The 13,377-nt window shown below is 72.7% G+C and carries 12 protein-coding genes; 5 read left to right on the forward strand and 7 right to left on the reverse strand.

What is annotated here, in order from left to right:
* Nucleotides 1–91 precede the first annotated feature (91 nt).
* From ACIHFD_RS36680 to ACIHFD_RS36695, 4 genes are all read left to right on the forward strand, one after another.
* Entirely contained in the window at nt 92–439 is a 348-nt protein-coding gene (locus ACIHFD_RS36680) for a hypothetical protein (protein WP_397370904.1), read from the forward strand.
* A 93-nt stretch (nt 440–532) separates the two neighbouring features.
* On the forward strand, nt 533–1,210 hold the full coding sequence (locus ACIHFD_RS36685) for a response regulator transcription factor (protein WP_397370905.1): 678 nt from the start codon (nt 533–535) through the stop codon (nt 1,208–1,210).
* Nucleotides 1,207–2,469, forward strand: a complete 1,263-nt coding sequence (locus tag ACIHFD_RS36690) for a sensor histidine kinase (protein ID WP_397370906.1) — start codon at nt 1,207–1,209, stop codon at nt 2,467–2,469. Before ACIHFD_RS36685 ends, ACIHFD_RS36690 begins: the two co-directional genes overlap by 4 nt.
* 26 nt (nt 2,470–2,495) lie before the next feature.
* Complete coding sequence (locus ACIHFD_RS36695) at nt 2,496–3,239, forward strand: SDR family NAD(P)-dependent oxidoreductase (RefSeq protein WP_397370907.1); 744 nt, start codon at nt 2,496–2,498, stop codon at nt 3,237–3,239.
* 24 nt (nt 3,240–3,263) lie between these two features.
* Here the strand turns inward: ACIHFD_RS36695 and ACIHFD_RS36700 are convergent, their stop codons facing one another.
* The 3 genes from ACIHFD_RS36700 to ACIHFD_RS36710 are packed head-to-tail and all read right to left on the reverse strand — an operon-like array spanning nt 3,264 to nt 8,487.
* On the reverse strand, nt 3,264–6,482 hold the full coding sequence (locus ACIHFD_RS36700) for an ATP-binding protein (protein WP_397370908.1): 3,219 nt from the start codon (nt 6,480–6,482) through the stop codon (nt 3,264–3,266).
* Complete coding sequence (locus tag ACIHFD_RS36705) at nt 6,479–7,762, reverse strand: oxygenase MpaB family protein (RefSeq protein ID WP_397370909.1); 1,284 nt, start codon at nt 7,760–7,762, stop codon at nt 6,479–6,481. Before ACIHFD_RS36705 ends, ACIHFD_RS36700 begins: the two co-directional genes overlap by 4 nt.
* A 23-nt stretch (nt 7,763–7,785) precedes the next feature.
* Complete coding sequence (locus tag ACIHFD_RS36710; RefSeq protein WP_350727134.1) at nt 7,786–8,487, reverse strand: Crp/Fnr family transcriptional regulator; 702 nt, start codon at nt 8,485–8,487, stop codon at nt 7,786–7,788.
* 182 nt (nt 8,488–8,669) lie between these two features.
* On the opposite strand from ACIHFD_RS36710, the gene ACIHFD_RS36715 reads away from it, so the two are divergent.
* Entirely contained in the window at nt 8,670–9,242 is a 573-nt protein-coding gene (locus ACIHFD_RS36715; protein WP_350727135.1) for an RNA polymerase sigma factor, read from the forward strand.
* A gap of 1 nt (nt 9,243) precedes the next feature.
* Here ACIHFD_RS36715 and ACIHFD_RS36720 read toward each other — a convergent pair whose 3' ends face one another.
* The 4 genes from ACIHFD_RS36720 to ACIHFD_RS36735 form a co-directional block, all read right to left on the reverse strand.
* Nucleotides 9,244–10,494: a hypothetical protein gene (locus tag ACIHFD_RS36720; protein WP_397370910.1), complete on the reverse strand. Its 1,251-nt coding sequence runs from the start codon at nt 10,492–10,494 to the stop codon at nt 9,244–9,246.
* 59 nt (nt 10,495–10,553) lie between these two features.
* Nucleotides 10,554–10,922: a hypothetical protein gene (locus tag ACIHFD_RS36725; RefSeq protein WP_397370911.1), complete on the reverse strand. Its 369-nt coding sequence runs from the start codon at nt 10,920–10,922 to the stop codon at nt 10,554–10,556.
* Complete coding sequence (locus ACIHFD_RS36730; protein WP_397370912.1) at nt 10,919–11,338, reverse strand: hypothetical protein; 420 nt, start codon at nt 11,336–11,338, stop codon at nt 10,919–10,921. Before ACIHFD_RS36730 ends, ACIHFD_RS36725 begins: the two co-directional genes overlap by 4 nt.
* A 105-nt stretch (nt 11,339–11,443) precedes the next feature.
* The gene (locus ACIHFD_RS36735; protein ID WP_397370913.1) at nt 11,444–13,369 is read right to left on the reverse strand and encodes a beta-galactosidase; all 1,926 of its coding nucleotides are present in this window, start codon (nt 13,367–13,369) and stop codon (nt 11,444–11,446) included.
* Nucleotides 13,370–13,377 lie beyond the last annotated feature (8 nt).

Here is a 13,377-nt window from a genome sequence, read left to right on the forward strand (position 1 = left end):
GCGCCGCGCTGCCCACCATCGGCCTGACCGCGGTGTTCGCCGTCGTGATGCTCAAGGTGGTCGCCCCCTGCTGCGCCCCCTGGGCGCGACCGTGGCCCGCACCGGCCGCCTCGGCGCCACCGGCATGTACGTCGTCATCCTCGTGCCGCTGACTGCCGGCTGGCTGACGGACTGGATCGGCGTCTCCTCGGGGCTGAACACCCACCTCGGGGGCATCGCGGGCGGCGCCATTCTGCCGGCGTTCGGGCTGATCCTGCTCGCCGGGTTCGCCGGCAAGTACTTCAGGTGCGCGCTGGCGATGCGGGGGATGGGGTTCGGCTGGCGGGAGTCGTACGCGGTGGGCGCGCTGCCCCTCTACAAGCTGGCGCTGCCCGAGCGCCTCGAGACCCGGACCAAGGTTGCGGAAGTTTCGGAGCTGGTCAGGACCAATCCATCGTGATCGCGCAGGTGAACCGTGGTGCGCCTGGTTCTCGATCAACCAATGCTCGAGTGGACCTGGTAATCCTCCTGGGCGTGGTGTAACCGTGGTCTGGTGGCTGGAACACCGGGTACAGCCCGTCGGCTGCTGGTCATCGAGGATGACCGCGAACTGGGGCGCATGCTCGTCGACCTGTTCACCGAGGAGGGGTACACGGTCGATCTGGCTCTGGAGGGGCAGCGCGGGCTGCATCTGGGGCTGAGCCGCTCGTACGACGTGCTGATCATCGATCGCGGCCTGCCGTCGCTCGACGGCATCGACCTCATGCGGCGGCTGCGACGGCAGGCGGTCACCACCCCCGTGCTGGTGCTGACCGCCTTCGGCTCGGTCGCCGACCGGGTCGCCGGGCTGGACGCGGGCGCGGAGGACTACCTGGTCAAGCCGTTCGAGATCGAGGAGCTGCTGGCCAGGGTGCGGGCCCTGCACCGCAGGAACCTCGACCAGGCCACGCTGCTGCCGCTCGGCGCGGGCTGGCTGGACTCCGAGTCGCACATCGTCCGGCTGCCGAGCGGGGAGCAGATCGAGCTGTCGGGGCAGGAGTGCCGGCTGCTCAGCGCCCTGGCGGCGCGCCCGCGGCAGGTGCACACCCGCACGTCGCTCCGGCAGCGGGTCTTCGACGGCGCCAAGAAGGAATCGATCGTGGACACGTACGTCTACTACCTGCGCAACAAGCTGGGATCCGGGGTCGTGTACACCGTGCGGGGCGTGGGCTACCGCCTGGGTGAGTTATGAGCCCGGCGGGGCCGGGATCGGAGCTCGAGCGGCGGCTGCTGAAGCGGGCCCGCCGGCGCCTCACCGCGCAGGTGGCCGGCGCGATCTCCCTGGTCCTGGCCCTGGCCGGGGTGCTGGTCTACTGCGTCATGCTGCACCAGCAGGCCGAGTCCGCCCGGCGCGACCTGACCGCCGCCGTGCAGCGCGCCCCCATCGCCCACCCTCCCCCCTGCGTCTGGCTCTACCTGCTGCGGCCCGACGGCACCGTGGAGAGCTCCCCGGGCGCGCCGCAGGCGCTTCCGGTACGCGCGCCCATGGACCAGGTCGCCACCGGGCTGCCGCCCAGGGTCGAGGAGGTCCGGGTGGACGGGCACGCGTACCTCATCCGCACCCAGCGGCGCGGCGCCGACACCTTCCAGGCGGCGCTGGACCTGCGCTACCAGGTAGCCGAACGGCAGCGCCTGCTGCGCACGCTCGGCGGCGCGGAGATCGGCGGCCTGCTGGCCGCGCTGCTGGTGGGCCAGGTCATCTCCCGCCGCGCCATCGCGCCGCTCGGCGAGGCCCTGGCGCGCCAGCGCCGCTTCGCCGCCGACGTCAGCCACGAGCTGCGCAGCCCGCTGACCCGCCTGCACACCCGCGCCCAGCTCCTGTCCCGCCGGCTGCGGGGCGGCACGGACCCGATCCTGCTCATCGACGAGGTGGACCAGCTCGTGACCGGCACCAGGCAGCTGGGCGAGGTGGTCGAGGACCTGCTCCAGTCGGCCCGGTTCCAGCAGTCGCGCCGGCCGTTCGCGCCCGTCGACCTCGCGATGCTGGCCTCCGAGTTGGCCGTGGCCGAGGGCGCCCGCGCGGCGGCCAAGGGGGTGACGATCGAGGTCCGGTGCGAAGGGCCGGGCGATCACGTGGTGCGCGGAGTTGAGTCCGCGCTGCGCCGCGTGGTCTCGGCCCTGCTGGACAACGCCCTGGGCCACACGCGCGCGGGCGGCCACATCTGGGTGATCCTGTCCCGGGACCGCGACCTGGTCCGGCTGACCGTGCGCGACGACGGGGTGGGCTTCGACCCGGCGCACACCGAACGCCTCTTCGCCCGGTTCGTGGGAGGCGGCTTCGGGCTCGGGCTGGCGCTCGTACGGGAGGTGGTGGAGGGCCACCACGGCACCATCACCGCGGACGGCCGCCCGGGCGCCGGCGCCACCTTCACCGTCAGCCTGCCCGCCGGCCCCGCAGCAGCCCCGCCCCAGTGGGCGCCACCGGCCCGCGAGCCCGAACGCCGCCTCTGAGCGGGCACCTGCTAGCGTGCGGCGACATGAGCGGGCGTGGAGTTCTTGTCACAGGTGCGTCGAGAGGTATCGGGCGGGCGGTCGCGGCGGCCTTCGCCGCGCAGGGCGACCGGGTCGCGATCCATCACCGGGACTCCGCGAAGGAGGCGCAGGACCTGCTGGCGGAGCTGCCCGGCGAGGGGCACACGATCGTGCGGGGCGACCTGGCCGATCCCGAGGCGGTGCGCGGCATGGTGGACGCGGCGGCCGACGCCCTGGGCGGCATCGACGTGCTGGTCAACAACGCCGCCACCTACTTCCACCATCCCCTCACGGAGCTGTCGTACGAGGAGTGGCAGAGCGCCTGGCGGCGCACGCTCGACATCAACCTGGTGGGGACCGCCAACGTCATCTGGTGCGCCGTCCGGCACATGCCCGCCGGCGGCCGCGTGGTCAACGTCTCCTCGCGCGGCGCCTTCCGCGGCGAGCCGGACAGCCCCGCCTACGGGGCGAGCAAGGCCGGGCTGAACGCGCTGGGCCAGTCGCTGGCCATCGCGCTCGCCCCGCGCGGGATCGCGGTGGCGGCCGTGGCGCCCGGCTTCGTCGAGACGGACATGACGACCGAGTACCTCACGGGGCCCGGGGGAGACGCGATCCGGGCGCAGAGCCCGTTCGGGCGGGTGGCGCGGCCGGAGGAGATCGCGGCGGCCGTCGTCTACCTGGCCTCCCCGGCCGCCGAATGGGCCAGCGGCGCCGTGCTCGACCTCAACGGCGCCTCCTACCTGCGCTGACCCCCTCGGCCAAGTAAAGCCAGGTCAGGACAGCCGCCGCTCCAGCAGGATCGCGCCACGGCCCGGCAGCAGCGAGGCGCACCACTTGCGCAGGTCGGCCGGCTTCGGCCCGCTCACCTCGCCCCCGTCCAGCAGGTCGGCCCAGTCGAGCAGCGACTCCGCCAGCATGAGCGGCACCCCCCGCCGCTCGTGCATCTCGGCCGCGGCCTCGAAGTGCTCGGCCGCCCGCTGCGGTGAGCCCGTCGCGATGCACAGGTGCGCCAGGTAGTGGTGCCCGCAGTGGTGGGCCACCGCGCCGTGGCCGAACGTCTGCCCGTCGGCGGCCAGCGAGCCGTACAGCTGCTCGGCCAGCTCCGCCCGCCCCAGGCGGGAGGCGGCCACGGCGAGGTTGTCCAGGGCGGGCCGGTGGGCCATGTTGCGGGGCGGCGTGGCGCCGCCGTCGGCCAGGATGCGGTCGAGCAGGGGCGCGGCCTCCTCGTCGGCCATCTCGCACAGATACCGCAGGATCGCGTGCACCGGGTCGACGCGCGGCGCCTGGGCGGCGCGGCGATAGCGGTCGCGCAGCTCCCACAGCCGCCCCTGCAGCCGCCGGATCTCGGCGATCTGCGACGAGTAGATGGCCACGGCCTCCAGGCGGCGGCCGATCTCCGAGCCCAGCCGCAGGGCCGCCTGCGCCTCCGACTCGGCCTGCGCCAGGTCGCCCTGCATCAGGGTCAGGCCGGCCCTGGAGTAGCCGATCAGCCAGTTGAGGTGCGGCTGGGCCAGCCGGCGCGCCAGCTCGTCCGCCTCGCCGAGCAGCATCGCGGCCCTGGTCACGTCGCCGCCGTCGAGCACCGGGGGAGTGCGCTGCACGTACGCGTGGAACAGCGCCAGGTCGTCGCCCGTGCGGCGGGCCGCCTCCAGCATCTCGTCGCCGTCGCGGTGGCGCTGGTGCAGCGGGTCGGCGGGGATGATCGTCAGGCTGCGCTGCCCCAGCACGCTGGCGAGCGTGCGCGGATCGCCCGACTTGCGGGCCAGGGCCACGGCCTCGTCGCTCAGCGCGAAGCGCCGCTCGCCGTCGGGCGCCCAGATGAGCTCCGAGGCGAGCTGGGCCGCCAGCAGCGCCCGGGTGCTCAGGTCGGTGGAGTCGACCAGCCTGCGCGCCTCGGTCAGCAGTGCGATGCGCTGCTGGTCGGGTGCCGCCGAGATGGTGGAGAAGCCCCGGTCGCCGCCCAGCGCCGCGATCACGATCAGGTCGGAGCGCTCGCACTGCCTGGCCAGGTCGGCCGCCTGTACGAGGGTCTGCCTGGCGTCGGGGTCGCCGGCCAGCCACATGGCCCGGCCGCACTCGACCAGCAGTTCCGCGCGCCGCTCCAGCGTGGCGCCGGGGAAGTCCGCCAGCAGGTCGAGCACCCGCTGGTACCAGGTGACCGCCTCGCGGTGCGCCAGCCCGGCCAGCGCGTACTGCGCCGCGTGCACGGCCGCGTCCGCCGCCGCGCTGACCCGGACCGGGTCGCGGCCGTGCCCGGCGGCGGCCAGGAGGTGGGTGGCCACGACGTACGGCCGGGTCTCCATGGCGCGCGGGTCGGTCCGGCACAGCGCGTCGGCGACCTTGCCGTGCAGCAGCCCCGCCCGCGGCGCGGACAGCTTGGCGTAGAGGGCGGTCCTGGTCAGCTCGTGGGAGAACCGGCAGGACCCGCCGTCCGACATGGTCACCAGGCCGGCGCCCATGGCCTCCTCCACCGCGGCCACGAACCGGGCCTCGTCGAGCCCCAGCCCCGCCCGCAGCTCGGCCGACTCCATGCGCTCGCCGACGGCCAGCAGGTTGACCAGGTCTCTGGCGTCCGGGTGGAGCTGCGAGAGCCGGGCCATGACCATCCGCGTCACCGAGTCGGGCACGGTCAGCCCGTCGAGCTCCTTGCCCGCGGCCAGCTCTCTGACCACCTCGCTGACCAGGAACGCGTTGCCGCCGGTGATCCGGTGCAGCAGCTCGGAGTCGCCGCCGCCGCGCACCTCCGCCAGCGCGTGGGAGACCTCGTCCAGCCCGAAGGAGGGCACCTCGATCGTGCGGCTGTCGGCCGTCAGCTTGTGCAGCTCCGGCAGGGCCGACTCGGCCGCCGAGCCGACAGGCAGGGGCCGCGAGGTGGCCAGGACCAGCAGCGGCAGCGCCTCGGCGTCCCACATGAGGGCGTTGAGCATCTGCAGCGACTCCAGCGTCGCCCACTGCAGGTCGTCGATCACCAGCAGCACCGGCCGCACGGTGGTCAGGCGCTCGATCAGCGTGCGGGCCGCCGCCATCAGCTGGTAGCGCTCGGACACGGGCTCGGTGGCCGGCGGCACCTCCAGCGACAGCGGGGGAGCGGCCAGCGAGGGCGCCAGGCGGACGAGCTGGCCGCACTGCTGGTCGACCCCGGCGCGCAGCAGCAGCGCGGGCGAGGTGCGGGCCAGCCGCTCCACCGCCCCGGCGATCGGCTCGTACGCCCGCCGCGCCGGATCCGTGCACCGCCCGGCCAGCACCGTGAACTGCCGCTTGAGCGCCCGCCGGGCCACCTCCGAGGCCAGCCGGGTCTTGCCGACCCCCGAGTCGCCCTGGAGGATCACCAGCCCGCTGCCGAACTCGGCCGCCGCCAGCTCCCCGTCGAGCGTCCGCAGCTGCTCGTCCCGGCCGACGAACGGCAGCACGTGACCGTCCTCCAGCCAGGGGGCCAGCCCGGCGACCTGGTGGTGGTCGGCGCTCTGCCAGTGCAGCTCGTACGTGTGCAGCGGCTCGCGCAGCCCCTTGCCCGGCAGCCGCCCCAGGTCCTTGAACTCGTGCCGGCTGCGCCCCTGCGCCAGCCGCCGCACCAGGTCGGTGCAGAGCACCTGGCCGCCCTCCGCGATGGCGACCAGCCGGGCCGCCTCGACGGTCGGCAGCCCGCTGACGTCGTCGTGGCCCCAGCACACGTCGCCGGCGGCGAGCGCGGCCCTGATGGAGATCTTGTCCGGGGCGCGCTCGTTCTCGTCGGCCACCGCCTGCTGCACCGCGATGACCGCGTCGAGCCCGGCCGTGGCCGAGTCGAAGACGGCCATCAGCCCGTCGCCCAGGCTCTTGGTGAACGTCGAGCCGTTGGCCGTCACCACCGAGCGCAGCAGCTGGTAGAGGCGGCGGAAGACCACGTTGGCGCGTTCCTCGCCCAGCCTGATGCGCATGGCGGTGGAGCTGACCACGTCGGTGAACAGGATGGTCGCCGTGGTCAGCGTGCCGGGCGGGTGGGGAGCGGTCATGTGGGCCGCTCCTTCAGTCTCCGCGCGGGCGCGCGCACCTTCCGGCGGACCGTGCGGCGGAGCTCGCGCGTCTTCACGGCGGAGCGCGACTGCTTGATCCGCCAGGCGCCGGCCAGGTCCCCGGGGATCCGGAAGGCCGCCTGCCCGTCGGAGTGGCGGTCGATCAGGGCGACCACGATCTGCCGCCCGAGCCTGCGAACCAGCCAGCGGACGACGCCGTCCACCGGCCCGGCCAGCGCCGCGTGCCGGTTCGCCGCCCGGCCGGCCGCGAACAGCGCGGTGAACCACCACGCGGGCTTGGGCACGCCCAGCAGCTCGGGCACCCGGTCGGCGCCGTACTTGGCGTCGCGGAAGACCCAGTGCACCAGGCTGCGCGGCAGCTTGCGCCACCCCAGGTGCATGAACTCCTCCATCTCCTCCAGCAGCCTGGCCATCAGCCGGCGGCCCTCGTCGCTGGACTCGTACAGGCGGCCCAGGCGCTCGCTGACCGGCTCGACGTCCTCGAGCGTGAGAGGCCGGTCACGGCAGGCCTCCACGCCCATGAGATGGCCGAACACGCTCCACGTGTAGAGGTGGGCCGCACGCTGCTCCGCGGAGAGCGTCACGCCCATACTCTCCAGAGCCTCCCATGTCACCACAGAGAAGTCGAAGATGGTGGCCAGCAGGAGCTCCTGGTTGACCGGGGGGCCGAACCGCGCGGTGTCCCAGTGGTCAGCGAAACGCTCGTTGACCAGGGCGCGGACGAAGGAGTGCAGGATCCGCAGGCCGAGCGCCGTGGTGTGCCCGGGACGGCCGGGCTCCAGGCTGTTGGTGGCCTTCAGGCCCATCACGTCGACCAGCATCTGCCCGGTCTCGGCCACCCGGCGGGTGAGGCTGTGCGTGGCCAGCCGGGACACGTTGGCCAGCACCTTGGCGCTGGACACCTCCACGTACGCCATGGGCAGGCACTTGCAGAAGAGCGCGGCCGACTGGTAGAGCCCGTAGTCGGCGAAGACGGCCTGCCCCCTGGCCAGCAGCTCGCGGTCGTCGCCCCAGCCGGGCAGCTCCGCGGCGAAGTCGATGGCCGCGAAGATCGCGGAGGCGGGCGGCTCGCCCGACGGCGCCCTGGCCTCCCGCTTGGCCGCCGCCAGCTCCTGGATCACCGCCTTCACCAGCTCCAGGGGCCCGCTTCCCGCAGGCTGGGCGTCCAGGTACTCGGCCACGACCTTGTCGATGTCCGGGTCCGCCTGCTGTCGCAGCTGGCGGAATCTCTCTTCAGGCCAGCGTTCGTGATCGTTCATCTACCCCGTACTCCAGATTTCGGTCAGAGGCCGCCCCGTTTCCGCAGGGCGGCGACGTCCAGCAGCGTGATCGCCCGGCCTTTGACGGCGATGAGGTTTCTCGCCACGAGGGACTGCAGCGCCCGGTTGACCGCCGGCCGCGACGCGCCGATGAGCGCGGCGAGGTCGGACTGGGTCAACCCGGGCAGGTCCACCACCCCGTCGTCGTGGCCGTGCTTGTCGGCCAGTTGCAGCAGCAGCTTGGCCAGCCGCCCGCCCAGGTCGAGGAAGGCCAGGTCGGCCGCCTGGTCGGTGAGCCTGCGCACCATGTGGCCGAGCATGCGCAGGAACTCGTCGGCCAGCCCCGGATGCTCCCGCATCAGCTCCAGGAGCCGTGCCCTGGGCAGCGCGAACACCCAGGCGGGGCGGACCGTCACGATCGACGCCGAGCGCGGTGAGTTGTCCAGCAGCGCCAGCTCGCCGAAGGTGTCGCCGCGGCTCAGCATGTTGAGCACGATCTCGTCGCCGTGCTCGGTCGTGAACACCACCTTCACCAGGCCGTCCAGCACCACGTAGAGGGACTCTCCCGGATCCCCCTGGTGGATGATGATCTGGCCGGCCCGGTAACGCCTCGCCATCCCGGCCCGCGCCGTGCTCTCGATGCCGCTTTCTCCGAGTACGCGGAACAGCGGGATCTCCGCCAGCACGGAGGCCACCGGCTGGACATCGCTCGGGAACCCGCTCATGCAAGAACTTTAAGCCGCATCCCGCGCACGAACAGCCGACGGTCCTGGATGTCCCGATTGTGATGAGGAACACATCGTGACTGTCACGCGCGAGACAGCCCCTGGCGATCACTCGGCGCACCGTTGGGATGCCGGGCGGTAATGGCGACCCCCCGAGTGCCCGGCCCGGCAGGGAGATCGACATGTACCTGGACACCATCGAAAGACCCGATACCGCCACCCTCGTCTCGGCCGCCCAGGACGGCGACGCCATGGCGTGGGAGCGGCTGATCGAAGAGTTCAGCCCCATGCTCAAGGCCCGCGTCCGCCGGTTCAGGCTCAGCCACGAGGACGCCCAGGACGTGCTCCAGACGACCTGGCTGCTGGCCTGGCAGAACCTCAGGAGCGTGGAGGACGGCCAGCGCATGGCGGGCTGGCTGGCCACCATCGCCTTCCGCGAGTGCCTGAAGCTCACCAAGCGGACGAAGGAGATCTGCACCCCTGACCTCGACACGCTGGGCAGCACGGACGACGTGGACAGGGAGCTGGCCAGGATCTGGCTGGCCGGCACGCTCGACGAGCTCGTCGAGGAGCTGCCGGCAGCGCAGCGGGTCCTGTTCAGAGCGCTCACGGAAACCTCCGAGCCGCACTACGTGGACGTGGCGCGCAGGCTGGGCAGGCCGGTCGGGAGCATCGGGCCCACCCGAGCCCGCACGTTCGCGAAGCTCCGCGGGCTCCTGCAAGCCCGCGAGATCACCAGGGACTTCCTCGACTGACTCACTTCGCCGACGGGTCGAGCTGGATCGCCTCCAGGAACGGCTCGAAGTCGAAGTGCGCCATCTCGAACGCGTCCGGGTCGCTCTCCGCCGGATACTCGTAGACCTTGCGCCCGCCCCGGGCGAGCATCATGTTGACGGCCTGCGGCACCAGCCCGTGCTCCATCTCCCGGGCGAGGCCGTCGGCGACGTCCTTGGCGAAGGGCAGGTCGTAGAGGGCGCCCACGTGCTGGTAGACGCGGAAGTAGCTGACGATGAAGCGCATGCGGTCGCGGTAGGACACCCAGTCGGCCACCCCGGCCGTGGACGCCTCCTGGTCGGCCGTGATGAACTCCTCGGCCAGCTTGCGGACCTTCTCGTTCTGGATCGGCGCCCAGACCCGCTCCATGTCCACGCCCTCCGGCGCGGTCAGCGGCCGGCCCACCTTGATGTCGCTGAGCGGCGTCTGCACGGCGAACAGGTGGCGGGTGTAGAGCGAGGACCACTTCCCCTCCAGCCAGCGCGTCAGCCACGGCTGGTCCTCGTGCCGCGCGGCGTACAGGCGGAACCTCGGGAAGCGGCGCCGGGTCACCAGCGAGCGCAGCGACCGCCACGACACCCGCGTCAGCCACCGGACCGGCCGGTAGAGCACCAGCTCGAGGGCCTTCTGCGCGCGGGCCTGCTCGTAGGCGGACAGCGCCACGCAGGCGCCGAACATCAGCTCGGCGCGGGCCTCGGGGTCGGCGGTCTGCTTGGCCTCGACCAGGAGCTGCGCGGCGTCCTTCAGGTAGCGGGGGTCGGCCTCGGCCAGCAGGTCCGTCAGGAACGCAGGCGGGCTCGGCGTCAGATCCGACTCCGGGCTGACCCTGAGGAAACGGTCGGGCGAATCGTTCCACAGGTTGACCGCGAGGCTGGCGGTCTCCAGGAAGATGGCCCGGTTGGCGAGCGCGAGCCCGAGCTGGTAGCTGGGCCCGAGCAGGGTGAGCAGGACCGCCCTGAACACCCTCCTGAACCGGTGGGGCACCCGCATCTTGCGACCGAAGTCCAGGATGAACGGGGAGTCGGGGCTGAGGTCGAGGCTCTCTCCGACGGCCTTGGAGGTCCAGGTGGCGTAGCAGTACCAGTTGTTCGCGTCCTTGCCCAGGTGCTGGGCGAGGTCCCCGGCGACGCGGTGGTAGCTGTAGGCGATGACCATCGCTTCGAGTGCCGGGCTCCGGTCCTTGTAAGCGGCGATGCGCAGCACGTCGTCCGCGGTCATCGGAGTGTCGGACATGGGGTCTCCCGTTAGTTCGCCTCGAGGAGATAAGAGCGTCTCCAGCGGCGTCAGATACGTCAGGCGGCCGGTCTTTCCCCCGTGGCCGCCAGCCAGGAGCGTAGGGCGCGTGACTTACGGCGGGCTTGCAGGACGCCGGTCGGCCGTATCAAGGCCCCCGGCGGCAGGAAGCGCAGCCGGAAGCGGCGTCCGGCGCAGGTGAGGTCGACGCGCAGGGGCCGCCAGCTCGCCCGGATGTCGGCGCGGGCCAGGGTGAAGACCGTCTCCTCGTTCGTCACATAGGACAGCAGGCGGTCGGTGGCGATGAGCGCGCCCATCGCCACGGGACCAGGCCGGCCTTGATCCCACCACACGGGGTTGAGCACCAGAGACATGGCGGCTCCGTCCACGGCCGCCCCGGGCGGGCCGCCCGGGGCGGCGGCCCTCATTCCTTGACCACAATCTTGCTGATCACCACGAACCCGCCGAGCGCCCCCGCGGTGCCGGCGGCGGTCGTGGTGGTGAGGTTGACCACCAGGTCATAGGTGCCGGGGGAGAGCTGACCCCGCATCGGGACGGAAGCGGTGTATCTGCCCGAGCCAGGCGTGAAGGTCAGTTCGACAGGGGGTGAGGGGTGCCTGGTCTCACCGCCGCCCAGCAGGTCGGCGATGATCTCCACGTTCCAGCGGCCCGCCAGCCAGTCGATGAGCTCGCCGGCGACCTCCCAGCTCACGTCCACGGTCCAGCCCTCGTTACGGTGCACGACGTTCGTGGGTTGCGCGCCGGGATCGACAACCTGGCCGTGGAGAACGCCGGCGAGTTGCTCGGCCGGTACTTTCATCACCTGGAATTCTCCGGTTGCCATTCCGATCTCCTTTCCGGTGGGAACGTCGTCCCCGTGTGAAGGAGCAGAGCGGCAGCCGAGGCGGCGAAATACCTGTCCGTTCTGTCAATAAATGCCGGGCATTGGTCAGACTCCGGCGATCATGATCAGGTCGCCGGGGCCCGCCGTGACGACGCTCTCACCGTTGAGGGACACGCGCGCCGCGACCGCGGACGACAGGTAGCCGTTGACGCCCTTCACCACCAGATCGCCCAGCCCGCCGCCGGTCAGCCGCAGCACGGCCGCGCCGCCGTCCGCGGCGGCGATCTCGACGGTCCCGTACGGCGTCCGCACCCCGATCGGGCCCCGGTTGCCGGCCTGGACAAGCACGATCAGGTAGTGGACGTCCCGGTCCGGATGGCTGCGCAGGAAGGCGTCGGCGGCGCCGTACAGGACGAGGGAGCCGTCTTCGTTGGCGGGCGGCGCGGACGGCGTGAGCAGGGCGCACGGCGCGAGGTTCTCGTCCAGCGCGGGGACGGGCCCGTCCACCAGCACCCGGCCGCCGGCGGCGGCGTAGTCGGCGAGCAGCCGCTGCACGCTCCGGTGCATGAACGGGCCGCCGGGCACGGTCACGGACCGGTACGCGCCCAGCTCCCCGGCCGTCGTGTCCTCCAGGTCGACCAGCGCGTAGTCCAGGCCGCGCTCGCGCATCCGCTCGTGGAAGGCCCGCAGCGCCCGTCCGCAACCCGGTCCGTCGGCACCCGAAAGTGCCGCGATCCCGGCGTACGGCAGGTAGAGGCCGAACGCGTCGCGCGCCGTGCCCGCGCACTCCAGGAACTCCGCCCCGTGCGCGGCGAAGAAGTCCGACAGCGCCCGCACCACCGGAGCCTTGCCGGTGGGAGAGCCGTCGGCGTCGATCGGCGCGCAGTCCGGGTACGGTCCCTCGTGCGCCGCGTCGAGTTCCGGCGCCCAGCCCGAGGTGGAGACCCCGGTGTAGACGTTGAACCCGGTCGCGCCCGCCGCCATGGCCAGCAGCGACTGGTGGAAGCTGGTCGCGCCGTCGATGTAGGCGGGGTCGTAGAGGCGGGAGAAGCCCCAGTTCTCCTCCAGGTTCGGGCCGGGGGCGAGCTTGGCGGCGATCACGTAGCGGGCCTGGGCGTCGCGGTCGGCCGACACCACGCCCATCCAGTTGGTGAAGCCGTACGAGATGCCGCCCCACAGCCGCGGCCTGACCCTGGCCAGCCAGTCGTCCAGCTCGGGGACGGTCGGCGGGTTCAGGTTCACGAAGACGGGCAGGCCGGAGCCGACGGCCTGGGCCCAGACGCGGTAGACCTCGGCCAGGTATTCGGCGTGGAAGCGGCCCCAGTCGGCCCGCGCGAGCAGCCCGCCGGCCCTGGGCGGCGGCTCTACCTCGGCCCAGTCCGCGTGCGCCGTCGCGTGCGCCGCGTTGTACGCCTCCGGCGTCCCGTACCAGGACCGCAGCCGGTCCCGGTAGAACGCCAGCCCCGACGGGCTGTAGTCGTAGGCGGTCAGCGGCAGCGCCCCGCTGGTGTAGATGCCCTCGTTCGCGATCTGCAGCGCGATCACCGGAGCCGCGCCGGCCAGCACCTCCTTGCCCACGGCCGACAGCCACTGCGTGGCCCTGGTCAGGAACGCGGCGCCGAGCGGCGCGGGCAGCGGCCGGGAGACGGAGCCGTCCGACCAGAGGGACGGCTTCCCCTCGGCGTCGAGCAGCGGCTCGATCGACGGGTCGGCGTCCGGGTCGACCCAGTCGGGCAGCCCGCCGTAGCCCACCTCGGCGTGGATGAACGGGCCCGGCTTGGCGATCACCCGCAGCCCCAGCTCCGCGCAGAGCGCGAGGAAGCCGACGACGTCCCTGGCCGGGTGGGTGGCCCCGGTGAAGTCGGGGGCCAGGCCCGGCTCCGGCTGGTGGTGCCGCCAGGGCAGGTAGCAGGTGACCACCTCGATCCCGAGCTCGTCCCGCACGGCCCGCAGCCGGTCGGCCCAGACGGCCGGGTCGTCGCGGTAGTAGGGGTAGTCGGCGGTGACCAGCACCCGGCCGTCGATGAGCACTCTCTTCC

The sequence above is a fragment of the Nonomuraea sp. NPDC051941 genome, assembly GCF_044593615.1.